General features: G+C 65.3%; 18 protein-coding genes. 10 read left to right on the top strand and 8 right to left on the bottom strand.

From position 1 onward, the window contains the following. The first annotated feature begins 11 nt into the window (after window positions 1-11). Window positions 12-1,457, top strand: coding sequence for a DNA recombination protein RmuC (locus AC1DYS_RS23750; protein ID WP_477903721.1), 1,446 nt, complete (start codon window positions 12-14; stop codon window positions 1,455-1,457). A gap of 1 nt (window position 1,458) precedes the next feature. After that, entirely contained in the window at window positions 1,459-2,646 is a 1,188-nt protein-coding gene (locus AC1DYS_RS23745) for an MFS transporter (RefSeq protein ID WP_477903719.1), read from the top strand. Here AC1DYS_RS23745 and AC1DYS_RS23740 read toward each other — a convergent pair. The 5 genes from AC1DYS_RS23740 to AC1DYS_RS23720 form a co-directional block, all read right to left on the bottom strand. Next, window positions 2,629-3,261: a glutaredoxin family protein gene (locus AC1DYS_RS23740; RefSeq protein ID WP_477903717.1), complete on the bottom strand. Its 633-nt coding sequence runs from the start codon at window positions 3,259-3,261 to the stop codon at window positions 2,629-2,631. The genes AC1DYS_RS23745 and AC1DYS_RS23740 overlap by 18 nt on opposite strands. A 49-nt stretch (window positions 3,262-3,310) precedes the next feature. Then, window positions 3,311-5,329: a M3 family metallopeptidase gene (locus tag AC1DYS_RS23735; protein WP_477903715.1), complete on the bottom strand. Its 2,019-nt coding sequence runs from the start codon at window positions 5,327-5,329 to the stop codon at window positions 3,311-3,313. An 11-nt stretch (window positions 5,330-5,340) separates the two neighbouring features. Then, window positions 5,341-6,195, bottom strand: coding sequence for a bifunctional methylenetetrahydrofolate dehydrogenase/methenyltetrahydrofolate cyclohydrolase FolD (folD, locus tag AC1DYS_RS23730; protein WP_477903713.1), 855 nt, complete (start codon window positions 6,193-6,195; stop codon window positions 5,341-5,343). Window positions 6,196-6,267: 72 nt separating this feature from the next. After that, on the bottom strand, window positions 6,268-6,891 hold the full coding sequence (locus tag AC1DYS_RS23725) for a response regulator transcription factor (RefSeq protein WP_047484287.1): 624 nt from the start codon (window positions 6,889-6,891) through the stop codon (window positions 6,268-6,270). Window positions 6,892-6,901: 10 nt separating this feature from the next. Then, complete coding sequence (locus AC1DYS_RS23720) at window positions 6,902-9,436, bottom strand: PAS domain S-box protein (RefSeq protein WP_477903711.1); 2,535 nt, start codon at window positions 9,434-9,436, stop codon at window positions 6,902-6,904. A 183-nt stretch (window positions 9,437-9,619) separates the two neighbouring features. Between AC1DYS_RS23720 and aceE the strand changes: the two genes are divergently transcribed. The 4 genes from aceE (at window position 9,620) to lpdA (ending at window position 16,151) form a co-directional block, all read left to right on the top strand. Beyond that, complete coding sequence (gene aceE, locus AC1DYS_RS23715; RefSeq protein WP_477903709.1) at window positions 9,620-12,325, top strand: pyruvate dehydrogenase (acetyl-transferring), homodimeric type; 2,706 nt, start codon at window positions 9,620-9,622, stop codon at window positions 12,323-12,325. A gap of 31 nt (window positions 12,326-12,356) precedes the next feature. Then, a complete protein-coding gene (gene aceF, locus AC1DYS_RS23710) occupies window positions 12,357-13,727 on the top strand; it encodes a dihydrolipoyllysine-residue acetyltransferase (RefSeq protein WP_477903707.1) in 1,371 nt (456 codons plus the stop codon). Window positions 13,728-13,803: 76 nt separating this feature from the next. After that, window positions 13,804-14,382, top strand: coding sequence for an Ntn hydrolase family protein (locus tag AC1DYS_RS23705; RefSeq protein ID WP_047484290.1), 579 nt, complete (start codon window positions 13,804-13,806; stop codon window positions 14,380-14,382). A gap of 2 nt (window positions 14,383-14,384) precedes the next feature. Beyond that, window positions 14,385-16,151: a dihydrolipoyl dehydrogenase gene (gene lpdA, locus AC1DYS_RS23700; RefSeq protein ID WP_477903705.1), complete on the top strand. Its 1,767-nt coding sequence runs from the start codon at window positions 14,385-14,387 to the stop codon at window positions 16,149-16,151. A gap of 160 nt (window positions 16,152-16,311) precedes the next feature. Here lpdA and AC1DYS_RS23695 read toward each other — a convergent pair whose 3' ends face one another. Then, on the bottom strand, window positions 16,312-17,808 hold the full coding sequence (locus AC1DYS_RS23695) for a TolC family outer membrane protein (protein WP_477903703.1): 1,497 nt from the start codon (window positions 17,806-17,808) through the stop codon (window positions 16,312-16,314). A gap of 377 nt (window positions 17,809-18,185) precedes the next feature. On the opposite strand from AC1DYS_RS23695, the gene AC1DYS_RS23690 reads away from it, so the two are divergent. The 4 genes from AC1DYS_RS23690 (at window position 18,186) to AC1DYS_RS23675 (ending at window position 22,576) form a co-directional block, all read left to right on the top strand. Further along, complete coding sequence (locus tag AC1DYS_RS23690; RefSeq protein ID WP_477903701.1) at window positions 18,186-18,845, top strand: transglutaminase-like cysteine peptidase; 660 nt, start codon at window positions 18,186-18,188, stop codon at window positions 18,843-18,845. A gap of 111 nt (window positions 18,846-18,956) precedes the next feature. Then, entirely contained in the window at window positions 18,957-20,885 is a 1,929-nt protein-coding gene (locus AC1DYS_RS23685; protein WP_477903699.1) for a bifunctional diguanylate cyclase/phosphodiesterase, read from the top strand. 5 nt (window positions 20,886-20,890) lie between these two features. Continuing rightward, complete coding sequence (locus AC1DYS_RS23680; RefSeq protein ID WP_477903697.1) at window positions 20,891-21,724, top strand: AraC family transcriptional regulator; 834 nt, start codon at window positions 20,891-20,893, stop codon at window positions 21,722-21,724. A 51-nt stretch (window positions 21,725-21,775) separates the two neighbouring features. Then, entirely contained in the window at window positions 21,776-22,576 is an 801-nt protein-coding gene (locus tag AC1DYS_RS23675; protein ID WP_477903695.1) for a methyltransferase domain-containing protein, read from the top strand. A 29-nt stretch (window positions 22,577-22,605) separates the two neighbouring features. Here the strand turns inward: AC1DYS_RS23675 and AC1DYS_RS23670 are convergent, their stop codons facing one another. Both AC1DYS_RS23670 and AC1DYS_RS23665 read right to left on the bottom strand, forming a co-directional pair. Next, window positions 22,606-23,874 carry a cation:proton antiporter gene (locus AC1DYS_RS23670; RefSeq protein WP_477903693.1) on the bottom strand — a complete coding sequence of 423 codons (1,269 nt, stop codon included), beginning with the start codon at window positions 23,872-23,874 and terminating at the stop codon, window positions 22,606-22,608. 182 nt (window positions 23,875-24,056) lie between these two features. Further along, window positions 24,057-24,515 carry a GNAT family N-acetyltransferase gene (locus AC1DYS_RS23665; protein ID WP_477903691.1) on the bottom strand — a complete coding sequence of 153 codons (459 nt, stop codon included), beginning with the start codon at window positions 24,513-24,515 and terminating at the stop codon, window positions 24,057-24,059. Between the last annotated feature and the right edge of the window lie 139 nt (window positions 24,516-24,654).

Raw genomic sequence — 24,654 nt, 5'->3', positions numbered from 1 at the left:
ACAATCACCGCATGGAGAAACTGTGGTGGTTCGTAGCGGCGCTGGCCGTCGTTAATCTGTTGTTGCTGATCTGGTTGCTGGCGCGTCGACCGCCCGGCGATGACTCGCTGAAGACAGAGGTCAGGAGTGGAGCGGAACGGCTGGAGCGCGAGTTGCGCGACGAACTGGGTCGCAGCGCCCAGGGCACGCGGCAGGAACTGGGCAGCACACTGGCCAACTTTCAGCAGACGCTCACCGGCGCGCAGGCCAGCGTGGCTCGGTTGCAGAACGAGCAGATCGACAGCTTTCGCACGCAGCTCGCAGCCATGCAGCAGGCGGTGAGTGATGCGCTGCAGCTGGCGGCCAGTTCGCAGATTGCACAGGCGATGTTGTCGCGCGAAGCGCAGGACGTGAGCCTCAAGCGCTTCTCGGACACCTTGACCGATCAGCTTCGGGCGCTGTCCGAGGCCAACGAGCGGCGGCTCGGCGAGGTGAGAGCCGTCGTCGAGCAGCGCCTCACCACGCTTCAGCAAGGCAACGAGCAGAAGCTGGAGCAGATGCGCGCCACGGTCGACGAGAAGCTGCATGCCACGCTGGAGCAGCGGCTCGGCGAGAGCTTCAAGCTCGTGGCGGATCGTCTCGACAAGGTTCACGCCGGCCTCGGCGAAATGCAGATGCTGGCCAAGGACGTGGGTTCGCTGAACCGCGTGCTCAACAACGTGAAGACGCGTGGCACCTTCGGCGAGGTGCAACTCGCCGGCCTGCTCGAGCAGGTGTTCACGCCCGACCAGTACGCGAAGAACGTGGAGACCGTGCCGGCCAGTGGCGCGCGCGTGGAGTTCGCCATTCGCCTGCCAGGCCAGCGTACTGACGGTGTGCCGCTCTGGTTGCCGATCGATGCCAAGTTTCCGCGTGAAGATTACGACCGCCTGCTCGACGCGCAAGACCGCGCCGACGCGCCAGCGGCCGAACTGGCCGGCAAGGCCATCGAGCAGCGTCTGCGGCTGGAGGCCCGCGCGATTCGCGACAAGTACGTGGCGCCACCGCACACCACCGACTTCGGCATCCTCTTCGTGCCGACCGAAGGGCTGTATGCCGAGGCCTTGCGGCGTGCCGGCCTGGTCGAATCACTGCAGCGCGAATACCGCGTGATGCTGTGCGGCCCAACCACCTTGCTTGCCACGCTGACCAGTTTGCAGATGGGCTTTCGCACGCTGGCGCTGGAGAAGCGTTCGGTCGAGGTCTGGGAAGTGCTCGGCGCGGTGAAGACCGAGTTCGGCAAGTTCGGCGACGTGCTGGCCAAGACCAAGAAAAAGCTCGATGAAGCGAGCAACGGCATTTTGCAGGCCGAGGTGCGTGCCCGCGCCATGTCACGCGAGCTGCGCTCCGTCGAGGCCTTGCCCGATGCACGCGCGAAACTGATTCTTCCATTGCCCGCCGAAGGAACCACCGGCGACCTGCTGGAGCCCGACTCTTGAAATGACCAAGTTGTCGCGCCCCTTGGTGGCACTGATCATGGGTCAGATCTGCCTGCACTCGTGCATGGCGGGCGTGCGTGTGGCGGCCCCGCTGATGGCATTGCGCGAGGGGCATTCAGCGTGGACGGTCGGGGTTTTGCTGGGCTTGTTCGCGGGCGCGCCCGTGTTGCTGTCGCTGCAGGCCGGGAGGCTGGCCGATCGACACGGCTATCACCGCCCGGTGCACCTGGCGGTCGGCCTGACGGTGGTCGGGGGCGTTTTGGCCATTGCGTCCACGTGGCTCGTGGCCTGGCAGTTTCCGCTGCTGTGCGTGGCGGCCTCGCTGTGCGGCGTGGGAACGAATTTCGGCCTGATTGCCATTCAGCGCACTGCGGGGCGACTGGCCGAAGGCGACCGCGTTGCGCTCACCCGCATCTTCAGCTGGCTGGGTCTTGCGCCTGCACTGTCGAACGTTGTTGGGCCGGTGTTGGCCGGAACCTTGATCGACCTCACCGGGTTTCGGGGTGCCTTCATCGCCCTGGCTTTGCTGCCACTCGCGACGCTGTGGTGGTCACCCCAGGTGCCGGTGGAGGCGCCATCGACTCATGCCAACACGCGCGGCAAGCGCGCGGCCTGGGAGCTGTTTGCGCTGCCGGGGATGCAGCGCCTGCTGCTGGTGAACTTCTTGATGTCGTCGAGCTGGGACTTGCATTCGTTCGTGGTGCCGGTGCTGGGTCACGAGCGCGGCTTCAGTGCTTCGGCCATCGGGCTGATCCTGGGCGCGTTCGCCGCTGCGGTGGCGGGCGTGCGCTTGATCATTCCGTTCCTGTCGCACCGGCTGCGCGAGCATCAGGTGCTGGTCGGCGCCATGCTGCTCACGACGCTGGTGTTCAGCATCTACCCATGGGTGCATGCGCCGTGGTTGATGGCAATGTGCGCCGCAGTGCTGGGTCTTGCGCTCGGCGCAGTCAACCCGATGATCATGACCACCTTGCATCACCTCACGCCGAGCGACCGGCATGGCGAGGCGATTGCGCTGCGTTCGATGACCATCAACTCCAGCAGTGCGCTGATGCCGCTGCTGTTCGGCGCGGCCGGCGCAGCCATCGGCGCCTCGACGCTGTTCTGGGTGATGGGCGCTGCGGTGGGGGCGGGCAGCTGGCAGGCGCGGCAGGTCGGCCGCGCTGCCAAATCAGAAGCGAATGCCTGAAGGCGGAGGCGCCGGTTCTGCCGCCGGTGCAGGTGCCGGGGCGGCTCTTTGCTGCGGCGCAGGCGCCGGCGCGGCCTGGCGTGCTTCGGTCAAAGGCTCCGCCTTGCCCTGCGGAAAGTTGGCGGGCAGGCGCGATTCCTTCGGGTAACCGGCGGCGTCGAGGTAAGACATCCAGTCTTCGCGCTGCCAACCACGCACCACCTGGCCCCCGACGGTCATCGCCGGCAGGCTGGTCGTGCCGGTCAGCCGCTGCAGTGCGTTGCTGTCGTCGGCGGTGGTGACGAGCTTCTCGGCGAACGGAATGCCGCGCTGACGCAGCAGCTGCTTCCCCGCATCGCATGGCGAGCAGTCGGGCGCTACATACAGCGTGACCGGGTAGCGTTGGGTGGCCTGGCGCAATTCGAAGGGCAGGGCGGCGACGTCATTGGCGACCGACCCGCGCGCCCCGACGGACTGCACCTTGCCTTCGGGAGCGACCGAGGGCTGGTCGGTGTAGGTGACCTTGCCGTCAGGCCCGACCACCTTGTACAGCGCCTGGGCGGGCACCGAGGTGAACGTGGCGACCGATGCCACCGAAATGGCCAGACTGAGAAGGGTGCGGGAAGGGCGGGTCATGTCGGTACTCCAGTGACATCGATGCTGACAGCACCGTAAATTTTATGCATCAGGCCATGCCTTGGTGCCGCAAAAGTGCATCAATTCGTGGTTCGCGGCCGCGGAAAGCCTTGAAGCTCTCCATCGCCGGCCGGCTGCCGCCCGATTCGAGGATGGCTTCGCGGTAGCGGCGGCCCGTCTCGGGGTTGAGCGTGCCGGTCTCTTCGAACGCACTCCAGGCGTCGGCGCTCAGCACTTCGGCCCACTTGTAGCTGTAGTAGCCCGCTGCATAGCCGCCCGCAAAGATGTGCGAGAACGAATGCTGGAAGCGGTTGAACGCCGGTGGCGCGAACACCGCGACCTCGCGGCGAACCTCGTCGACGACTTGCTGGATGTGCTCTTCGCTGCCCGGCTCGGCGTGCAGCCGCATGTCGAACAGCGAGAACTCCACCTGCCGCAACGTCTGCAGCCCGCTCTGGAAGTTCTTGGCGGCCAGCATCTTGTCGTAGAGCGCGCGCGGCAGCGGCTCGCCGGTGTCGACATGGGCCGTCAGGTGCTTGAGCACCTCCCACTCCCAGCAGAAGTTCTCCATGAACTGGCTCGGCAGTTCGACGGCATCCCACTCCACGCCGGAGATGCCGGCCACGCCGACGTCGTTCACCTGCGTCAGCATGTGCTGCAGGCCATGGCCGAATTCGTGGAAGAGGGTGGTGACTTCATCGTGCGTCAGCAGCGCCGGCTTGCCGTCTGCGGGCGGCGTGAAGTTGCAGACGAGGTGTGCGACCGGCGTCTGCGTACTGCCTTCGGGGCGGGCCCAGCGGCCGCGCACGTCGTCCATCCACGCACCCGGGCGCTTGCCGGTGCGAGCGTAGGGGTCGAGGTAGAACTGGCCGACGAGCTTTCCTTGCCGTTCGATGCGGAAGAAGCGGACGGTGGGGTGCCACACCTGCGCCGTGTCCGGCGAGATGCTGACCTCGAACAGCGTCTCGATGATGCGGAACAGGCCGCTCAGCACCTTGGTCTCGGTGAAATAGGGCTTCACCTCCTGATCGCTGAAGGCATAACGCGCTTCCTTCAGCTTTTCACTGGCGAAAGCCAGGTCCCAGGATTGGAGATCGGGCAGGCCCAGTTCGCTGCTGGCGAACTCGCGCAGCTCGGCCAGGTCTTTCTCGGCATAAGGATGAGCCCGGCGTGCGAGGTCTCGCAGAAAGTCGAGCACCTGCTGAGGCGAATCGGCCATCTTGGGCACCATCGACACCTCGGCGAAGCTGCGGTAGCCCAGCAGCTGCGCCTCTTCCTGGCGCAGCGCCAGGATCTCGCGCATCGCTGCGCTGTTGTCGTGTTCGGGCTGGCCAAGCTCGCTCGCGCGGGTAGCGTAGGCGGTGTAGAGCCGCTCGCGCAGCGCGCGGTTCTCGCCGTACTGCATCACCGGGAAGTAGCTCGGGAAGTGCAGCGTGAGCTTGTAGTCGGGCTTGCCGTCGGCCTCGGCGGCAGCGCGAGCAGCTTCTTTCGAATCGGCCGGCACGCCTGCGAGGTCTTGCTCGGTCACGTAGAGCGCGAAGCTATCTGTCGCGTCCATCACGTGTTCGGAGTAGGACTGCGACAACGCCGCCTGCCGCTCCTGGATCTGCGCGTAGCGTTCGCGGGCGGCGCCTTGCAGTTCGGCACCCGAGAGCACGAAGTCGCGCATCGCATTCGACAAGGCCTGGCGCCGCGCTGCATTCAGCGTGGCTGCCGCGGGGCTGTTGGCGATGGCCTTGTACTTGGCGTAGAGGCGTTCGTCCGCGCCGAGTCGGGTGTGGAATTCAGTGACACGCGGCAGGCTCTCGTTGTAGGCCGCACGCAGCTCGGGGTTGTCGGCCACATGGTTCAGGTGGGCCACGGCACCCCACGCACTGCCCAGCCGTTCGGTGGCCACGTCGAGCACGGCCGACATGGCGTCGTAGTCGGCCGGCACCTCATCGCTCGTGACTTCTTCGAGGGCCTGGTCGGCCTCGGTCAGCAGCTGCGTGATGGCTGGGGCAACGTGCTCCGGGCGAATGTCCGCGAAGCGCGGCAGACCGGAATGATCGAGAAGTGGATTGCTCATGGCGTTTCGACTCAGTGAGTTGCTTTGCGTTCCGCGGCCTCAATGGTGTTGACGAGAAGCATGGCACGGGTCATCGGGCCAACCCCTCCCGGCACGGGAGTGATCCAGCCGGCGACTTGTGCCACGCCATCGAAATCGACATCGCCGCACAACTTGCCATCGTCCTTGCGGTTCATGCCGACGTCGATGATGACCGCGCCCGGCTTCACCATGTCGGCCGTCAGTGTGTTGCGCCGTCCAACCGCGGCCACTACCACGTCGGCCTGGCGTGTGTGGTGGCCGAGATCAGCCGTCGCACTGTGGCAGATGGTGACGGTGGCATTGGCTTGCAAGAGCAGCTGCGCCATGGGCTTGCCGACGGTGTTGCTGCGGCCGATCACCACCGCATGCTTGCCTCGCAGGTCGATGCCGGTGGTTTCGATCAGCTTCATGCAACCGTAGGGTGTGCAGGGGCGGAAGCCCGGCAGGCCGCTGGCCAGTTCGCCTGCGCTGAGTACCGAGAAGCCGTCAACGTCTTTCGTGGTGGCGATGGCAGCAATCACCTTCTGCGGATCGATGTGCTTGGGCAGCGGCATCTGCACCAGGATGCCGTGGATGCTGGCATCGCGGTTGAGCGCATCGATGCGCTTCAGCAGATCGGCTTCGCTCATCGTCGCGGGGTAGCGGTCGAGCACCGAGCGAACGCCGCTGCTTTCGCAGTCCTTCACCTTGTGGCTCACATAGACCTGGCTAGCCGGGTCTTCGCCAACGAGGATCACGGCCAGGCCCGGTTGCTCGCCCTTGGCAGTGAGGGCAGCGGCGCGCTCGGCCACTTCGGCGCGGATCTTCTTGGCCAATGCGTTGCCGTCGATGAGTTGTGCGGTCATGGATGAAAGATGAAGTTGGGATTCAAAGCAAAAAGGGCCGCTGCGAGCGGCCCTTTTCGGGGAGGTAGAGGCTTATGTCTTGGACTGGGCGCCGAGTGCAATCTTCAAGAGATCAGCCACCGTGTTGGCGTTCAGCTTCTCCATGATGTTGGCGCGGTGCGCCTCCACCGTCTTGATGCTGATGCCCAGGTCGTCGGCGATCTGCTTGTTCAGCCGGCCGGCGACGATGCGCTCGAGCACCTGCGATTCGCGTGTGGTTAGGCGCGACAGCAGCGCGTCGCGGCTGGCGGCTTCCTGGTGGTGCGAGAAGGCGCTGCGGGCCTGGTCGAGCATGCGCTCGACGAGACCGAGCAACTCTTCTTCCTTGAAAGGCTTCTCGATGAAGTCCATCGCGCCCTTCTTCATCGTGGTGACCGCCATCGGCACGTCGCCGTGGCCGGTGATGAAGACGACCGGCAGCGGCGACTTGCGCTCCAGCAAACGGTCTTGCAGCTCAAGGCCGCTCATGCCGTCCATGCGGATGTCTGCGATCAGGCAAGCCACTTCGCGGGGGTCGAAACGCGAGAGGAAGGACTCGGATGAGTCAAAGCACTTGACCCGGTAGTCCTTGCCTTCGAGCAGCCACTGCAGCGAATCTCGCACGGCCTCATCGTCATCGACAACGTAGACCGTTCCTTTTTTCGGAATCAAGCTCATGGATGCTGTCTCATGTCATGGCCGGTTCAAGGCCTGGTGATTTGGCGGTTTCGACCGGCAGCGTAAAGGTAAAACGGCAGCCGACAGCGAGGTCGCCATTGTATAAGTTCTGGGCACCGATCCGGCCGCGGTGGCTCTCGATGATCGAGCGGCAAAGGCTGAGGCCGATGCCCAGGCCTTCGACCTTGGTCGAGAAGAAGGCTTCGTACAGCCGGGCGATCACTTCGTCTTTCAAGCCCGGGCCGGTGTCGGTGACGCTGAACTCGATCACGCCACCTTCCTCGGGCGTGTGCTTCGGCACGACGCGCAGCTCGATGTTGCGGCGGGCCCGCGGCATCTGTGCCATGTCGATGGCCTCCGCTGAATTCTTCAGCAGGTTGAGTACCACCTGCTCGATCAGGATCGGGTCGACCATCAATGTAGGCAGTCGCTGCGCCACATACACGTGGATGGAGACATTGCGCCGCCGCAGCTCGATGCCGGCCAGGTCGACCGCATCGTCGACGATGGTGCGGGCCTGTGCGGCCTGGCGCTGCGGCTCGCTGCGCTTCACGAAAGCGCGGATGCGGCGAATGATCTGGCCGGCCCGCTCGGCCTGGCGTGCGGTCTTTTCAAGCGCGGCGATCAGGTCGCCTTTCTCGATGGCGTCGCCCTTCACGCGCGAGACCATGCCGTTGCAGTAATTGGTGATAGCAGTGAGCGGCTGGTTCAGCTCGTGGGCGACCGATGACGCCATCTCGCCCATGGTGACGAGGCGGCTCGTCACCTGAGCCTTTTCGGCTTGCTGTGCCGCCTGCGTTTCAGCTTGTCGGCGTCCGGTCACGTCGGTGGCGATCAGCATCTGCGCCAATCGCCCGTCCGTCCACTGCAGGTAGCGGGCGCGGACGTCGAACCACTTCTGCAACTGGTCGACGAACACCTCGCGGGGGTCGGAGCCGGCCTCGGTGAGCTCTTGCGTCGGCAGCCCGCCAAAGCTGTCGACCGAGTCGCCGATGTCGCCAATCATCGGCAGGCCCGGTTCACCGCCCGCCAGCAAGCCATGGCCGCGTGAATCGGCGCCGAACCACACGCGGTAGGAGCGGTTGGCGAACAGCAGTTCGCCCTGCTGCACCGAGAGCACCGACACCGCAGCGTCCAGCCCCTCCAGCACGGTGGTGAAGCGCTCGTGCGAGGCCGAGAGTTGGTCGCGCACGCGCTTGGCCTCGGTGATGTTGGTCATCGAGGTCATCCAGCCGGTCTGCATGCCCTTCGGGTCGATCAGCGGCGAGACGTACATGCGCGCGTCGAACAGCGTGCCGTCCTTGCGCATGGCCTTCACCTCGATGCCGCCAGCCGGGCTGCGGCCCTGCAGCTCCTGCTGCAACAGGCGGTTGTTTTCGTCGTAACGGTCGGGTGGCCAGTGCGGGAAGGGCGGCATGCGGCCGATCAGCTCCGACTCGTTGAACCCTGTCATCGCACAGAAGGCCGGGTTCACGTAGGTGATGCGGCCTTCGATGTCCATCGCGCGCATGCCGGTGAGCATGGAGTTTTCCATCGCGCGGCGGAAGTTGGTTTCCGACATCAGCGCGCTCTGCATCTGCATGCGCCGGCGCATGTGGCGCCAAGTGCCGAGCAGCATCCACACGGTGAGCACGCTCAAGGCCAGCACCATCCAAAACAGCGTGTTGCTGATCAGGCCGATCGAGGTGCGGTAGCCCTGGCCGCGCAGTACCAGCCCGTTGCCGGCGGGCGCGAGGGGTACGTCGTAGACGATTGAAGCAGGTTTGGAAGTCTGGCCCGGCGTGATGCCGAGCGTGCTCGCCACCACCTTGCCCTGCGCGTCGACCAGCGTCATCGTGTGACGGCGAGACACCTCGGAGGGAATGAAGTAGCGCACCAGCGCGTCGATGGAATATTCGGCGATCAAGGTGCCGGAGAACGCGCTGCGGTCCAGCAGCGGCACATGCACCTGGAACACGGCATTGCCGTACGAGCCCGCGAACGCCCGCGAGTACACCGGCAGCCGCAGTTCGCGCGCGGCCTTGAAGGCGTCGTCGGTTTCAGGGTTGCGCGCGTCGGGCAGCGAGCGGCCGACCTCGGCGATGGGCACGCCCAGTTCGGTGTGCTCGGTGAGCGTGGAGTAGCTGGCGCGGCGCGTGCGCGAACCATTGACCCAGATCAGGTTGGTGATCTCCGGGCGCTCACGCGTGAAGCTCGCCGCCTGGCCGAGAAATTCGTCCTGGTCGATGGTGCGCGTGACGATCTCGCGCGCAATGCGCACCAGCTGTTCCTGGTTCTCGATCAGGCGCAGGCGGATCTGCTGCTGGGCGATCTCGGTGTCGCGCTTGACGGACTCTTGCTCTCGCTCGAATTCCTCATTGCGCAGGTACCAGAACGCGGAAATGATGGCCGCGAGAAACAGCAGCACCGAGACCAACGGGCCGAGGGTGGCGTAGCGGTCCTGGCGCGCGGGCGACTGGCGGCGCCACCAGCTCCCGAGCAGCCGCTCGACCCAGGCAGTGGCAGGGCGGCGGGCGGAAACGGGTGCAACTGGGGGCAATGACATGGAGTGAATTATCGAACGGGAGGCCAATCCGACATGGACGGTGACTTCCCGCAGCACGACCGCCGACATGAACGGAGACTCTTCGATATCACATCATGAAAATGATTCGCGCTATTTGAAAAATAGAAAAGCTTGTGGGAAACTTCGTGACCAGTTCCACAGCAACAAAACAGGAGACAAAGCATGTCAGCTATGCCTGAAGCTTTTCTGGGCGCAGCGGCGAATGACGCCGACTCGCAAGAAACCCGTGAGTGGCTCGACGCGCTCTCAGCCGTCATCGAAGCCGAAGGTGGCGAACGCGCCCACTTTCTGCTGGAAGAGCTGATCAATCACGCTCGGCAGGCCGGCATCGACCTGCCGTTCTCGGCCACCACCGCCTACGTCAACACCATTCCTGCCGACCAGGAAGAGCGCAGCCCGGGCAACATCGACATCGAAGAACGCCTTCGCACCTTCATGCGCTGGAATGCGATGGCGATGGTCGTCAAGGCGAACCGCCTCCACCCCGCCGACGGCGGCGATCTCGGTGGTCACATCTCGAGCTTCGCGTCGCTGGCCACGATGTTCGGCACCGGCTTCAACCACTTCTGGCACGCCGAGAGCGAAGGCCATGGCGGTGATTTGCTGTACATCCAGGGCCACTCGTCGCCTGGCGTCTACGCACGGGCCTACATGGAAGGCCGGCTGACGGAAGAGCAGCTGAACAACTTCCGCCAGGAGGTCGACGGCAAGGGCATCTCGAGCTACCCGCACCCGAAGCTGATGCCCGACTTCTGGCAGTTCCCGACGGTGTCGATGGGCCTCGGCCCGCTGATGGCGATCTACCAGGCGCGATTCCTCAAGTACCTGCATGCCCGTGGCATTGCCAACACCGAAAACCGCAAGGTCTGGGTTTTCTGCGGCGACGGCGAAATGGACGAGCCGGAGTCTCTGGGCGCCATTGGCCTCGCCGCACGCGAGAAGCTCGACAACCTGATCTTCGTCGTCAACTGCAACCTGCAGCGCCTGGACGGCCCGGTGCGCGGCAACGGCAAGATCATCCAGGAGCTCGAAGGCGAATTCCGCGGCGCAGGCTGGAACGTGATCAAGCTGCTGTGGGGCAGCTACTGGGACCCGCTCTTGGCCCGCGACAAGGAAGAGATCCTGCGCAAGGTCATGATGGACACGGTCGATGGCGACTACCAGGCCTTCAAGGCCAACGACGGCGCTTTCGTCCGCAAGAACTTCTTCGGCAAGCACCCCAAGCTGCTCGAGATGGTCGCGAAGATGAGCGACGACGACATCTGGCGCCTGCAGCGTGGCGGCCACGATCCGCAGAAGGTCTACGCCGCCTTCCACAAGGCGAACAACCACAAGGGCCAGCCGACGGTGCTTCTGATCAAGACCGTCAAGGGCTTCGGCATGGGCAAGAGCGGCGAGGGCAAGAACACCGCACACCAGACCAAGAAGCTGGTCGACGAGGATGTGAAGCTGTTCCGCGACCGCTTCAACATCCCTGTCACCGACGAGCAGCTCGTCGACATTCCATTCCTGAAGCCGTCGGACGACACGCCCGAAATGAAGTACCTGCACGAGCGCCGCAAGGCCCTCGGCGGTTATCTGCCTCATCGCCGTACCAAGGCCGACGAAAGCCTCACCGTGCCGCCGCTCGAGACCTTCAAGGCAGTGCTCGAGCCCACCGCCGAAGGCCGCGAGATCTCGACCACGCAAGCCTACGTGCGCTTCCTGACGCAGCTGCTGCGCGACAAGGAAGTCGGCCCGCGCGCGGTGCCCATCCTCGTCGACGAGGCTCGCACCTTCGGCATGGAAGGCCTGTTCCGCCAGATCGGTATCTACAACCCTGCAGGTCAGAACTACACGCCGGTCGACAAGGACCAGGTGATGTACTACCGCGAGGCCACCGACGGGCAGATCCTTCAGGAAGGCATCAACGAAGCCGGCGGTATGAGCAGCTGGATCGCTGCGGCCACTTCGTACAGCACGAACAACCGCATCATGGTGCCGTTCTACGTGTACTACTCGATGTTCGGCTTCCAGCGCATCGGTGACCTGGCCTGGGCGGCTGGCGACATGCAGGCACGTGGCTTCTTGTTGGGCGGCACCTCGGGCCGCACCACGCTGAACGGCGAAGGCCTGCAGCACGAAGACGGCCACAGCCACATCCTGGCTGGCACCATCCCGAATTGCATCAGCTACGACCCGACCTTCGCACACGAGGTGGGTGTGATCCTGCACCACGGCCTGAAGCGCATGGTCGAGAAGCAGGACAACGTCTACTACTACCTGACCCTGCTCAACGAGAACTACCCGATGCCCGGCCTCAAGCCCGGCACCGAAGAGCAGATCATCAAGGGCATGTACCTGCTCGAAGAAGGCGCGAAGAAGACGCCGCGCGTCAACCTGCTGGGCTCGGGCACGATTCTTCGCGAGTCGATCGCGGCCAAGGAACTGCTCGCCAAGGAGTGGGGCGTCTCGGCCAATGTGTGGAGCTGCCCGAGCTTCAACGAACTGGCCCGCGACGGCCAGGACGTGGAGCGCTGGAACCTGCTGCACCCGACCGAGACTCCGCGCGTGCCCTTCGTGTCGCAACAGCTCGACAAGTACGCCGGCCCGGTGATCGCATCGACTGACTACATGAAGAACTACGCCGAGCAGATCCGCGGTTTCCTGCCCAAAGGCCGCACGTTCAAGGTGCTCGGCACCGACGGCTTCGGCCGCAGCGATTTCCGCAGCAAGCTGCGCGAGCACTTCGAAGTCAACCGCCACTACATCGTGGTTGCTGCCTTGAAGTGCCTGGCCGATGAAGGTACCGTGCCTGCAGCGAAGGTGGCTGAAGCGATCCAGAAGTATGGGATCAATGTCGACAAGGTGAATCCGCTCTACGCTTGAGCGTTCCGACCCACTACAACGAGACAACAACATGGCCCTGGTGGAAGTGAAAGTCCCCGACATCGGCGACTTCAAGGACGTAGAGATCATCGAACTGCTGGTCAAACCAGGCGACACGGTGAAGGTAGAACAGTCGCTTGTGACGGTTGAGAGCGACAAGGCGTCGATGGAGATCCCGTCGACGAAGGCTGGCGTGGTCAAGGAGCTGAAGGTCAAGCTCGGCGACAAGATCAGCGAAGGCTCGGTGCTGCTGATGATCGAAGCAGCAGGTGATGCATCGGCTGCGGCACCGGCGGCGGCGGCGCCCGCTCCGGCCCCCGCCGCTGCGGCACCGGCCCCAGCAGCGGCATCCGCCGCGGTGCCTGTGCCTGCGGCTGCACCGGCGACCGCTTCGGCCCCGGCCGAGCGCGTCGTGCCCACGGCTGCCCTGCCGGCGCACGAACCCACCGTGCCGCAGGGTCACCTGCCGCATGCCTCGCCAACCATCCGCAAGCTGGCGCGCGAACTTGGCGTGCCGCTCGACGAGGTGAAGGGCTCGGGCCCGAAGGGCCGCATCACGCACGACGACGTGCATGGCTTCGTCAAGAACGTGATGGCTGGCGACACGCGCACCAAGGCGCAGACGAGCAAGGGCGCTGGTGCGTCGGCTGCGGCCGGTGGCGGCAACTTCCCCGGCTTGCCGGCGTGGCCGCAGGTCGACTTTGCCAAGTTCGGCCCGGTCGAGCGCAAGGACCTCTCGCGCATCAAGAAGATCAGCGGCGCGGCATTGCACCGCAACTGGGTGATGATTCCGCACGTCACCAACCACGACAACGCCGACATCACCGAGCTCGAGGCCCTGCGCGTTCAGCTCAACAAGGAAAACGAGAAGGCCGGCATCAAGGTCACGATGCTCGCCTTCGTCATCAAGGCTGTCGTCGCGGCGCTGAAGAAGTTCCCCGAGTTCAACGCCTCGCTCGATGGTGACCAGCTCGTGCTGAAGCAGTACTTCCACATCGGCTTTGCCGCCGACACGCCGAATGGCCTGGTGGTGCCGGTGCTGAAGGATGCGGACAAGAAAGGCATTCTCCAGATCACCAAAGAGATGGGCGAACTCGCCGCCAAGGCGCGCGACGGCAAGCTCGGCCCGGCCGACATGAGCGGCGGCTGCTTCTCGATCAGCTCGCTGGGTGGCATCGGCGGGCGCTACTTCTCGCCCATCATCAATGCGCCTGAGGTCGCCATCCTGGGGCTGAGCCGCTCTGTGATGGAGCCGGTGTGGGACGGCAAGGCCTTCCAGCCGACATTGATGCTGCCGATGAGCCTGAGCTACGACCACCGCGTGATCGACGGTGCTGCGGCCGCGCGCTTCAACGCCTATCTCGGCCAAGTGCTCGCCGACTTCCGAAGGGTGCTGCTGTGAAGCCCCCACGTCGCTTCGCTCCTGCCCCCCGAGGGGGCGCAGCCCTCCTTGGGGCGGCCCGGCGGAGGGCCGTGTCTTGACGACTGTCGTCGTCGTTCGCAAAGCCGGGCAAGTAGCGATCGCGGGTGACAGTCTGGTCACCTTCGGTGACACCCGCCTGCCGCATGGCTACGAAGACAACGACAAGCTGTTCAAGGTCGGCACCTCGTGGATCGGCATGGCCGGGACCACGGCGCACTTTCCGGTGCTGCGCCGTGCGCTGAACTGGCTGCCGCCGGAAGAGCTGAAGCTGGACTCGCGCGACGAGGTGTTCGACACCTTTCTGAAGATCCACCCGAAACTGAAGGAAGTTTTCTACCTGAACCCGAAGGAAGAAGACGCCGACCCGTACGAGAGCTCGCAGTTCACTGCGCTGATTGCCAATGCGAGCGGCATCTACGGCGTGTATTCGTATCGCGAGGTGTTTGAGTTCGACCGCTTCTGGGCCATCGGCTCGGGCCGCGGTTTCGCGCTCGGTGCGATGTACGCCGCCTTCGACCGCGCCAAGACGGCGCGTGAGGTGGCCGAGATCGGCGTGAGCGCCGGCTGCGAGTTCGACAAGAACTCCGCCACGCCGGTGAAGATCCAGACGATCAAACTAAAGACGAAAGAGTGAGCATGGCCACGATCGATATCAAGGTGCCCGACATCGGTGACTTCAAGGACGTCGCCATCATCGAACTGCTGGTGAAGCCGGGCGACACCATCGCCAAGGAGCAGTCGCTGGTCACGGTCGAGAGCGACAAGGCCTCGATGGAAATCCCGTCGTCGCACGCCGGCGTCGTCAAGGACCTGAAGGTCAAGCTCGGCGACACGATCAGCGAAGGCTCTTTGCTGCTGACGCTGGAAGTGGCCGGGGCAGAAGCTGCTGCGCCTGCTCCTGCCGCGAAGCCCGCCGCCGCTGCGCCTGCTGCGGCGGCGGCGGCCTCAGCGCCCGCACCCGTCGCTGCCAGCCACGCGGGCGGCTCCGACCTCGAGTGCGACATGCTCGTGCTCGGCGCGGGCCCCGGCGGCTATTCGGCCGCATTCCGCGCTGCCGACCTCGGCATGAAGACGGTGTTGATCGAGCGCTACGCCACGCTGGGCGGCGTCTGTCTCAACGTGGGTTGCATCCCGTCCAAGGCCTTGCTGCACGTGGCCTCGGTGATGGACGAAGTGAAGCACTTCGACTCGCTCGGCATCAGCTTCGGCGCACCCAAGGTCGACCTCGCCAAGCTGCGCACGCACAAAGAGAAGGTGGTCGGCAAGCTGACCGGCGGCCTCACGGCCATGGCCAAGATGCGCAAGGTCACGGTGGTGCAGGGCGTGGGCGAGTTCCTTGACCCGTATCACATCGGCGTCACCAAGCCCGATGGCAGCAAGCAGGTCATCAAGTTCAAGCAGGCGATCATTGCGGCCGGGTCCGAGGCAGTGAAGCTGCCTTTCATGCCGAAAGACGACCCGCGCATCGTCACCTCGACCGGCGCGCTCGAGTTGCGTGACAGCCCGAAGCGCATGCTCGTCATCGGCGGCGGCATCATCGGCCTGGAAATGGGCACGGTCTACAGCACGCTGGGCGCACGCCTCGACGTGGTGGAAATGCTCGACGGCCTGATGCAGGGCGCCGACCGCGACCTGGTGAAGGTGTGGCAGAAGATGAACGCGCCGCGCTTCGACAACATCATGCTCAAGACCAAGACGGTCGGGGCCGAGGCCACGAAGAAGGGCATCCTCGTGAAGTTCGAAGGCGAGGGCGCACCCAAAGAGCCGCAGCTTTACGACATGGTGCTGCAGGCCGTCGGCCGCATTCCCAATGGCAAGCGCATCGGTGCCGACAAGGCGGGCGTGGCCGTCACCGACCGCGGCTTCATTCCGGTGGACATCCAGATGCGGACCAACGTGCCGCACATCTTCGCCATCGGCGACGTGGTCGGCCAGCCGATGCTCGCGCACAAGGCCACGCACGAAGGCCATGTGGCGGCCGAAGTGGCTGCCGGTGACTCGCATGCGGTTTTTGATGCACGCGTGATCCCGAGCGTGGCCTACACCGACCCAGAGGTCGCATGGGTCGGCGTCACCGAAGACGAAGCGAAAGCACGCGGTCTGAAGGTGAAGAAGGGCCTGTTCCCCTGGAACGCATCGGGTCGCGCGATCGCCAACAACCGCGATGAGGGTTTCACCAAGCTGCTGTTCGACGAAGAGTCGCACGCCATCGTCGGTGGCGGCATCGTCGGCACCCATGCCGGCGACATGATCGGCGAGATCGCTTTGGCCATCGAGATGGGGGCCGACGCCGTCGACATCGGCAAGACCATCCACCCGCACCCGACGCTGGGCGAGAGCATCGGTCTTGCGGCCGAGGCCTTCGAAGGGGCTTGCACCGACCTGCCGCCAGTCAAGCGCTAACGAATAGCTCGTCTTTACCGGAACAAAGAAAACGGCACCCGCGGGGTGCCGTTTTTCATGGGGGTGCCGACGCGTTCAGCGGTTCGATTCCTGGACGATGAACCACTGACACTGTTCGTTGCGTCGTGAAGCGCGCCTCACGCTGATACGACCTGCTTGGCTAGCGAGCGCGCGGCGCGGGGGCCGACGCGGGCGCAGGCACAGCCGGTGCAGCGCCCGGCGTGGTAGCTGTGCTGGCGCGCCTGTCGAGCGCCTGAAGATCGATGCTTTCCATTTCGATTGCGACAGCCGGGCAGCGGGCCGGACCGTCGTCTCCGACGGCCCAATCGCTCATCTCGCCCGGCGCTTGCGGAGCGTCGCTGTCGCGGACGAGGCCGAGCTGCGTGCCCAGCTGGTTCACGGCCGCATGCGTGCGGACATAGGCGATGCCGAGGTCGTATTCGGCATTGGCGTACGAGCGGCGCGCGGTGTAGAGCTCGTTTTCGGAGTTGAGCAAATCCAGCAGGCTGCGCTGTCCGATATCGAACTGCTGGCGGTAGGCGTCTCGCGCCTTTTCAATCGCGAGCGTGTTGCGGTCGAGGTAGAGCAGCTGGTCGTTGAGCTTGCGGGTGTCGTTGAATGCGATGGCGACGACCTGGCGCGCATCACGGCAGGCCTTGTCGCGCAAGTCGGCCGCCTGGTTCAGCAGATTGACCTGCTGCCGCACGCGCGCGCGGTCGGTGCCGCCGTTGAAGAGGTTCCAGTTCAGCACGATCTCGGCAGTGGTGTCGCGGCGTTGGTCGACCACGCCGTCGAAGTTGTTGCCGGCGCCCGAGCGAACGCGCGCCTCGACCTTGGGCTGGTAGGCCGACTCGCGAGCCGAGGCCTGTTCACGGGCGGAGCGCAGCGTTTCGATGCTGGCGCTGATGGCGGCGCTGTGGCGCACGGCCTCGTTGGATGCATCGGTCGCCGATGCAGGAATGCCTTGCTTGAAGAGCGTTGGCATCGGCAGGTTCTTGGGCGGTGCTTCGCCGACGACGCGCTGGTAGCGTGCCGACACGTCGTGCAGGTTCGCGACTTCAGTGCTCAGGTTCGACTCGGCGAGTGCGAGGCGCGCGCCTGCCTGTTCGAGGTCGACTCCGCGGCCCACGCCGGCCTTGAAGCGCGACTGGATCTGGTTGAACGCGCTGCGGTGCGCCACATAGCTGTCTTCAGCCAGTTGCACCAGGCGGCGGTAGCGGATCACGTCGTAATACGCACGTGCGGCTTCGAGCGCCGTTTGCTCGGTCATGTCGAGCACCTCGAAGTAGCGCGCCAGCTTCTCGTGGCCCAGGCGGCCCACTTCCTTCTGCGTGGCGAGACCGTCCCACAGCAGCTGCGTGAGGCTCAGCGCAGCGCCGCTGCGGCTGACCGACTGGCTCTCCGGCGTGCGTGAATTGATGGTGTCGTGATCGCGGCCGACCGAGGCGCTCAGATCCAGGCGCGGGTAGTAGCCGCCGCGTGCGGCGTCGACGGCATCGGCTGCGGCGCGATAGGCGTTGAACCGTGCGGTCACGTCGGGGTTCGCGTTGACGGCCTTCTGCGCTGCGGCCTTCAAAGCCTCGTTGCTTTGGGCGTTGGCTCCGGCAGCACACAACAGAGCAGTTGCAGCAACGATGGCTTGAAACTTGAAACGCATCCGGTGGGGCTTTCTTGAAACTTGAGGCGCGCAGGCAGGTAGTGAGGGATTCCTTCAGCGCGCCGCGAGTTTAGCCGCGGCCTCCCGCCACAAGACCCTCGGTTCACCCCAGGCGCCAGGGACTATTTCACGCATGCCGATGACGCGATGAAGGTTCTCCCGCAAACCGGCAATTTGTCGATTGCGAACGGGGATGGAGCGCCCAGCCGCGCGGCGGCTCAAGTCGGCACGCCGGGTGACGACAACAAGCGTTAGACCTGCATCCCGTCCAGACCAGCCAACGCTGCCAGTTCGTGCCCGACGCCCTTTTGACAATCCGCTGCAACGGCGCTCCGCAGGCGCGGGCAGCGTTCGTGCGTTTGCACGTTCACGGGGTCATGCGCACCTGGCTGTGGATCGGCTTCATCGTCGTCGGCCTGTTGTGCCCGGGCATGCCGCCCCTGGCGTGGGACAGCGAACGCATGACGCTTGCTGCCAAGAAACTCTCTCCGCGCGCCATGGCGGGCGTTCATGCCCTGCAGCCGGTGCTGGCACAGGCGCTGGACATGAGCGAGCCGAACCAGCTACAAGCCGTCAACGCCTTCTTCAACCAACGCATCCTGTTTCGGGACGACACCGAGGTCTGGGGCCAGGTCGACTACTGGGCCAGCCCGCTTGAGACGCTGGACAAGGGGGCCGGCGATTGCGAGGACTACGCCATCGCCAAGTACTTCAGTCTGCTCGCAGTGGGCGTGCCCGTCTCCAAGCTGCGCCTGGTCTACGTGCGAGCGCAGATCGGCGGACCGCAGGGCGCACTGGTGGCCCACATGGTGCTGGCCTACTATGCGGCACCGGGCGCCGAGCCGACGATTCTGGACAACCTGATCACCGAGCTGCGGCCCGCATCGCGCCGGCCCGACCTGGTGCCGGTGTTCAGCTTCAACAGCGAAGGCCTGTGGCAAGGTGTGGGGCCGCAAGCCGCGGCCGGCGACCCGACGGCGCGCTTGTCTCGCTGGCGGGAAGTGCTTGCGAAGGCCCACGCGGAAGGGTTCCAATGACGGACTTTTGTCAGTGCCTCCAAGGTTCGCCGCGCTGCTGTGGCGAACCGCCGCGCGAGGGGAGCAAGGAAACATGGGAACGGCCCGGCGTTTCCTTGAAAGGAAGAATGAATGTCGTTGATTCGCCAGATCTGGTTGTTGATGCTGGGCACGGTGCTGCTGGCGTTTGCCGGCAGCGTGACAGTCGCGGTGGAGTCGGCTCGCGGCTACCTGCAGACGCAGCTGCGCCTGAAGAACGCCGACAACGCCACCTCGCTGGCGCTCGCCCTGTCGCAGCAGAAGGGTGACAAGGAGCTGATGGCCTTGCTGATGTCGGCGCAGTTCGACACCGGCTTCTATCGCCGCATCCGATTCAGCAACGCCGATAGCAGCCTCGGCTTCGTGCGCGAAGCGCAGGCCACGCCCACCGCGGCCCCGGCCTGGTTCGTGAACCTGGCTCCCATCGAGTCCGAACCGGGCGTGGCCCAGGTGTCGGACGGCTGGCGCGCACTCGGCAAGGTCGAGGTCGTGAGCCACACCTACTTCGCCTATGACGAGCTGTGGGCGGGCAGCCTGCGCTCGGCCTTTGCGCTCGGCGTGGTCGGCCTGATCGCGGGTGGCGTCGGCACGCTGGTGGTGAGGCGCATCCGCAAGCCCCTCGACTCCACGGTCGAGCAGGCGCACGCGCTGGTGGCCGGCGAATTCCGCACCGTGCCGGAGCCCCGCGTGCCCGAACTGCAGCGCCTCACGCGTGCGATGAACACCATGGTCAGCCGACTGCGCGTGACCTTCCAGGCGCAGGCCGAGCAGCTCGATACCTTGCACAAGCAGGCCAACTGCGACCGCCTCACCGGCCTGTCGAACCGCACGCACTTTCTCGGGCAGTTGACGGCCTCCTTGCAGCGCGAAGACGGCACGGCCGAAGGCGGCCTGGTGCTGTTGCGCGTGTTCGACCTCGCAGGCGTCAACCGCAACCTCGGCCATTCGGCGGCCGACCGCGTCATCATTACCATCGCGCAGGCCCTGCGGCCGTATTCGGAGCGCGCCAAGGGCTGCTTTCTCGGCCGCTTGAACGGCTCCGACTTCGCCCTGTGCCTGCCGGTGCCCAACATCGCCCGCGAAACCGCGCAGGCCCTGTCGGACGCGCTCAGCGTGCTGCTGCCCAGCCTGGGCAGTGGCGTCTCCGTAGGCCTGGGCGCCGTCGAGCTGCGTCGCGACATGACACCCGGCCAGGTGATGAGCGCGGCCGATGCGGCGCTGGCCCGTGCAGAGAGCCGAGGCCCGTTCGCTGTGGAGCTCGGCAACGAGCCGGCCAACAGCGTCGCGATGCTGGGTGAGGGCGCCTGGCGGCAAAGCATCCGCGACGCGCTGGTGCAGGGGCGTGTGCACCTGGTCAACTTCCCGGTCGTCAACGCGCGCCGGGAACTGATTCACCTCGAATGCCCGTTGCGCCTGCAGCTCGAGGAGCAGGGCGCTTTCGAACCGGCGGCCCGCTGGTTGCCACTGGCGGTGCGCAGCCGGCTCACGGTCGACGTGGACGAACGCGCGCTGGCCCTGGCGCTGGCCGAAGCCAGCAGCGATGGCCAGGCCCGTTGTGTGAACCTGTCGCCGGCGTCGCTCACCGACAGCGGTTTTGCCGCACGCCTGCGTGCGTTGCTGTGGGATTCACCGCGCGTCGCCCGCCTCATCTGGCTCGAGGTGGCCGAGATCGCCGCCGTCGAGCATTTCGATCTGCTGCAGGAGCTGAGCCGCCAGCTGAGGCCGACCGGCGTGCACCTCGGACTCGAGCATGCCGGCGAGCGCCTGGGCATGATCCCGCGCCTGTTCGAGGCCGGGCTCGATTACATCAAGCTCGACGCCGCCATGGTCACCGGCGTCGGCAGCGACGAACACCGCCGGACCTTCGTGCGTGGCACGGTGACGCTGTTGCATGGCTTGTCGCTGCAGGTGTATGCCGAGGGCGTCAGCAACGATGTCGATGCCACGGCGCTGTGGGAATGCGGCATCGACGGTGCCACTGGCCCCTGGATCAGCGCAGACCAAGGGTCGCCGGCTGCCTGAAGGCCATGCGCGCGCCGCCTGATCACCGCTGCCAGCTCATCGGCACACCTTGGCAGGGCGTGTTCGGCACGCGCATCGAGAGTGCACGCCACTATGGCCGGCACTGGCATGCGACCCACGGCGTGGGCCTGGTCGAACACGGCGCGCAACGGTCGGCCAGCGGCCGCGGCATGGTCGAGGCCCAGGCCGGCGACCTCATCACCACCAACCCCGGCGAAGTGCATGACGGCCAGCCGCTCGGCGGCGCTTCGCGGCGCTGGCGCATGGTCTATTTCGAGCCGGGCGTTCTGGCAGCGATGGTGGGCGACGCGTCGGCGGCTACCGATGTGGAGATCACCCGGCCGGTGATTCAAGACGGGGTTCTGAGCCAGGCGCTGCAGCAGCTGTTCGATCGCCTCGATGAGTGGGGCGCTGGGTCGTCCACGTGCGGCATCGATGCGCTGGCGTGTGACGAGTCGCTGGCCGAGGTGTGTGCCCTGCTGGCACATCGTCATTCGACTTGCGCGCCGCTGCATGATGCCGCTGCCGACGTGAAGCGGGTGCGCGACCGACTCGCCGACGAGTTGCTGGACCCGCCATCGCTCGATGAACTGGCCACGATGGTCGGCCTGAGCAAGTACCAGGTGCTGCGCCGCTTCGAGAAGACCTATGGTGTGCCGCCGCATGCGTGGCTGCTGCAGCAGCGTGCGGAGCAGGCCCGTGCCTTGATTCGCCGTGGCGACAGCCTCGTCGATGCGGCGAGCAGCAGCGGCTTTGCCGACCAGAGCCACATGACGCGTGTGTTCACGCGCCAGTTCGGCTTCACGCCAGGTGCCTGGCAGCGCGCCGGCGGGCGCTGAACTGCAATAACGTTCAAGACGCTGGCTCGCGTGCGCCCGAAACTGGGTGCCATGAACTACGTCCACGGCTACGACCCCCGCGAAACCGAGCGCTTGCAAGACCAGGCGGGCACGCTGGTTGAGCTGCTTCACAACGACACGACTTACCCCGAGGGCAGCACCGTGCTCGAAGCCGGCTGCGGCGTCGGCGCGCAGACGCTCACGCTCGCGCAGCGCAGCCCGGGTGCGCGCTTCACATCGATCGACATCTCCGCCGAGTCCGTCGTCGAGGCGAAGCGGCGGGCCGATGCGATAGGCCTCGGCAATGTGCAATTCCAGCAGGCCGATCTCTTCGACTTGCACTTGGCACCCGAGTCCTTCGACCACGTGTTCGTCTGCTTCGTGCTCGAACACCTCTCGCGGCCCGTTGAGGCGCTGGCGATCCTGCGCCGCGTGCTCAAGCCTGGCGGCAGCATCACGGTGATTGAAGGCGACCACGGCTTGACCTGCTTCCACCCTGACAGCGCAGCAGCCCGGGCCGCGATTCAATGCCAGGTCACCTTGCAGGCCCAGTCGGGTGGCAACGCGCTGATCGGCCGGCAGCTGTACCCACTGATGGCGGAAGCTGGCTTTGGCGACGTCCATGTGTCGCCGCGCATGGTGTACGTCGACGCCAGCCGCCCGCAATGGGTTGACGGTTTCACCCGCAAGACCTTCACCGCAATGATCGAAGGCGTGCGTGAAGCCTCCATCGCCGCTGGCTTGATCGATGCAGCCCGCTTCGACGATGGCGTGCGAGACCTCTACCGCACCGCCGAAGCCGATGGCGTGTTCTGCTACACCTTCTTCAAGGGTGTTGGCGTGAAGCGGTAGGCGTCCTCGGACCGCCCTGGGTCACAGCGTCAATGGCCGTGATGCGAGGCCGTGCTCCCTCCGGCCCCGCCGAGCGTGCGCCGGACCAGTTTGCCGATGGTCAGCCCCTGCCCGAGGATCGAGAAGGCCACCACGCAGTAGGTGAGAGCCAACACCACGTCCCGCTCGTGGCCAGTGGGCAGAGACAGCGCCAGCGCCACCGAAATGCCGCCGCGCAAGCCGCCCCAGGTGAGTACCTTGCCCGAGCCGGCCGGTAGCCTGAAGTACTGGCAGAGCGCGCCCACCGGAAGCCCGACGGTGATCCACCGCGCGACCAGCGTCACGACCACTGCAGCGGAGCCGGCCAGCAGCAGCGGGACGTTGAAGGTGATGAGCAACACCTCCATGCCGATCAGCACGAAGAGCACCGCGTTAAGCATTTCGTCGAGCAACTCCCAGAACATGTCGACGTAGCGGCGAGTGGTATCCGACATCGCGAGCGCCCGGCCGTTGTTGCCGATCATCAGACCGGTGACGACCATGGCCAGCGGGCCGGAGACGTGCAAGTGCGTGGCCAGCGCGTAGCCGCCCGTCACCGCGGCGAGCGTGAGCATCACTTCCACTTGGTATTGGTCGACGCTCTTGAGCAGCCGATAGGTCACGTAGCCCAGCACCAGCCCGTAGACGATGCCGCCGCCGGCCTCACGCAGCAGCAGTTCGATCGCGACGCCGGCAGTCGGCGTGCCTGTGGTTCCCAGCATGCCCACGAGCAGCGCGAAGATCACGACACCGACACCGTCATTGAACAGGGACTCGCCAGCGATGACCAGTTCCAGATTTTTCGGGGCACCGGCTGACTTAAGGATGCCCATCACCGCAATGGGATCGGTGGGCGAAATGAGGGCACCGAAGATCAAGCAATAGAGCAGCGGCAGTTCGATGCCGATCAGCGGCAGCACGAGGGAGATACCAAACCCCACCACCAAGGTCGACGCCAATGTGCCGATGAGCGCGAGCGCACCAACCTGCCAGCGGTAGGCCTTCAACTCGCTCAGGTCGACATGCAGTGCGCCGGCGAACAGCAACAGCGACAGCATGCCCTGCATCAACACTGCGGAGAAGTCGATCGAACGAAGGAAAGACTCTTCGTGTTCACGCAAGCCGAAGTCGAGGCCCACCGAGTCCAGGCCGACGATGCACAGCGACAGCCCCAGTGCGATCACCATCACGCCGATGGCGGTCGGAAGCCGGATGAACTGGTGGTTCAGGTAGGCGAAGAGGGCCGTGACGACCAAGCAGATGGCGGCGATGTCAAGCATGCGAAGGCGCGGCGGCAGAGAGGCGGGACGGGCATTCTCCTGCATCGCCGCGGCGCCTTCGGCCTCCGAAGCTGCACGCGATCAGGTTCCGTCGACGAGCAGCTTCGACTTGGTCAGCGAACCGCTGCATGGCAATGTTGGCTGAGCTACCGTGCCGTTGGCTGGCGGTGCCGAGCTTGACGCTAACGTCGCATTTCAAACAGCACGTCCGGGGAGTGTTCTTCGTTCGCTTGGCCATCGGTGAACTCGATGGCCGTGAAGCCGTGGCGCTCATAAAACCTGCGCGCGCCGACATTGGCCTGGAACGTATACAGGCGAAGAGGTGGAGCCAACGTGCGCATGGCGTGCGTCATCAGCGCCGACCCGAGGCCCTGGCCAACCAACGACGGATCAACCGCCATCTGCGTGATCCACGAGACTTCCCCAATTCGCTCCGTGGCCATGGTTCCCATGACGCGTCCATCGACTATGGCGACGGTCACGCCACCTGTCGGAACCAAGAGACTGGCCACCCAATCGCGGACCTCTGTCTCGGTGTGGGCCGATGGCGCGTACGGTATGAACGCCAATCGCGTGTCGATCAGCAGGCTTGCGACACGTGATGCATCCGCGGCGGTAGCGGGGCGCAACGTGGCTTTCACCGGTTCACGTGCAGGTAAGGCATGAACCAATTTACTCGGAGACAAGTTCTCCCCGATTTGGCCTGACGAAGCCGAGCCCCGAAGGGCCTGGCGTTCGGCGCGACTCGATCAGGTTCCGTCGCCTCCGGCGACTGGTGCC

It is taken from the genome of Rhizobacter sp. P2_G4 (assembly GCF_056403575.1).
The sequence above is the reverse complement of the archived record's forward strand: the minus strand, read 5'-3'. Positions and strand labels throughout refer to the sequence as shown.

Excerpts from the sequence above, each read along its gene's own strand:
- AC1DYS_RS23750 (WP_477903721.1), top strand. The coding sequence starts at position 12 with ATGGAGAAACTGTGGTGGTTCGTAGCGGCGCTGGCCGTCGTTAATCTG.
- AC1DYS_RS23745 (WP_477903719.1), top strand. The coding sequence starts at position 1,459 with ATGACCAAGTTGTCGCGCCCCTTGGTGGCACTGATCATGGGTCAGATC.
- AC1DYS_RS23740 (WP_477903717.1), bottom strand. The coding sequence starts at position 3,261 with ATGACCCGCCCTTCCCGCACCCTTCTCAGTCTGGCCATTTCGGTGGCA.
- AC1DYS_RS23735 (WP_477903715.1), bottom strand. The coding sequence starts at position 5,329 with ATGAGCAATCCACTTCTCGATCATTCCGGTCTGCCGCGCTTCGCGGAC.
- folD (WP_477903713.1), bottom strand. The coding sequence starts at position 6,195 with ATGACCGCACAACTCATCGACGGCAACGCATTGGCCAAGAAGATCCGC.
- AC1DYS_RS23725 (WP_047484287.1), bottom strand. The coding sequence starts at position 6,891 with ATGAGCTTGATTCCGAAAAAAGGAACGGTCTACGTTGTCGATGACGAT.
- AC1DYS_RS23720 (WP_477903711.1), bottom strand. The coding sequence starts at position 9,436 with ATGTCATTGCCCCCAGTTGCACCCGTTTCCGCCCGCCGCCCTGCCACT.
- aceE (WP_477903709.1), top strand. The coding sequence starts at position 9,620 with ATGTCAGCTATGCCTGAAGCTTTTCTGGGCGCAGCGGCGAATGACGCC.
- aceF (WP_477903707.1), top strand. The coding sequence starts at position 12,357 with ATGGCCCTGGTGGAAGTGAAAGTCCCCGACATCGGCGACTTCAAGGAC.
- lpdA (WP_477903705.1), top strand. The coding sequence starts at position 14,385 with ATGGCCACGATCGATATCAAGGTGCCCGACATCGGTGACTTCAAGGAC.
- AC1DYS_RS23695 (WP_477903703.1), bottom strand. The coding sequence starts at position 17,808 with ATGCGTTTCAAGTTTCAAGCCATCGTTGCTGCAACTGCTCTGTTGTGT.
- AC1DYS_RS23690 (WP_477903701.1), top strand. The coding sequence starts at position 18,186 with ATGCGCACCTGGCTGTGGATCGGCTTCATCGTCGTCGGCCTGTTGTGC.
- AC1DYS_RS23685 (WP_477903699.1), top strand. The coding sequence starts at position 18,957 with ATGTCGTTGATTCGCCAGATCTGGTTGTTGATGCTGGGCACGGTGCTG.
- AC1DYS_RS23680 (WP_477903697.1), top strand. The coding sequence starts at position 20,891 with ATGCGCGCGCCGCCTGATCACCGCTGCCAGCTCATCGGCACACCTTGG.
- AC1DYS_RS23675 (WP_477903695.1), top strand. The coding sequence starts at position 21,776 with ATGAACTACGTCCACGGCTACGACCCCCGCGAAACCGAGCGCTTGCAA.
- AC1DYS_RS23670 (WP_477903693.1), bottom strand. The coding sequence starts at position 23,874 with ATGCTTGACATCGCCGCCATCTGCTTGGTCGTCACGGCCCTCTTCGCC.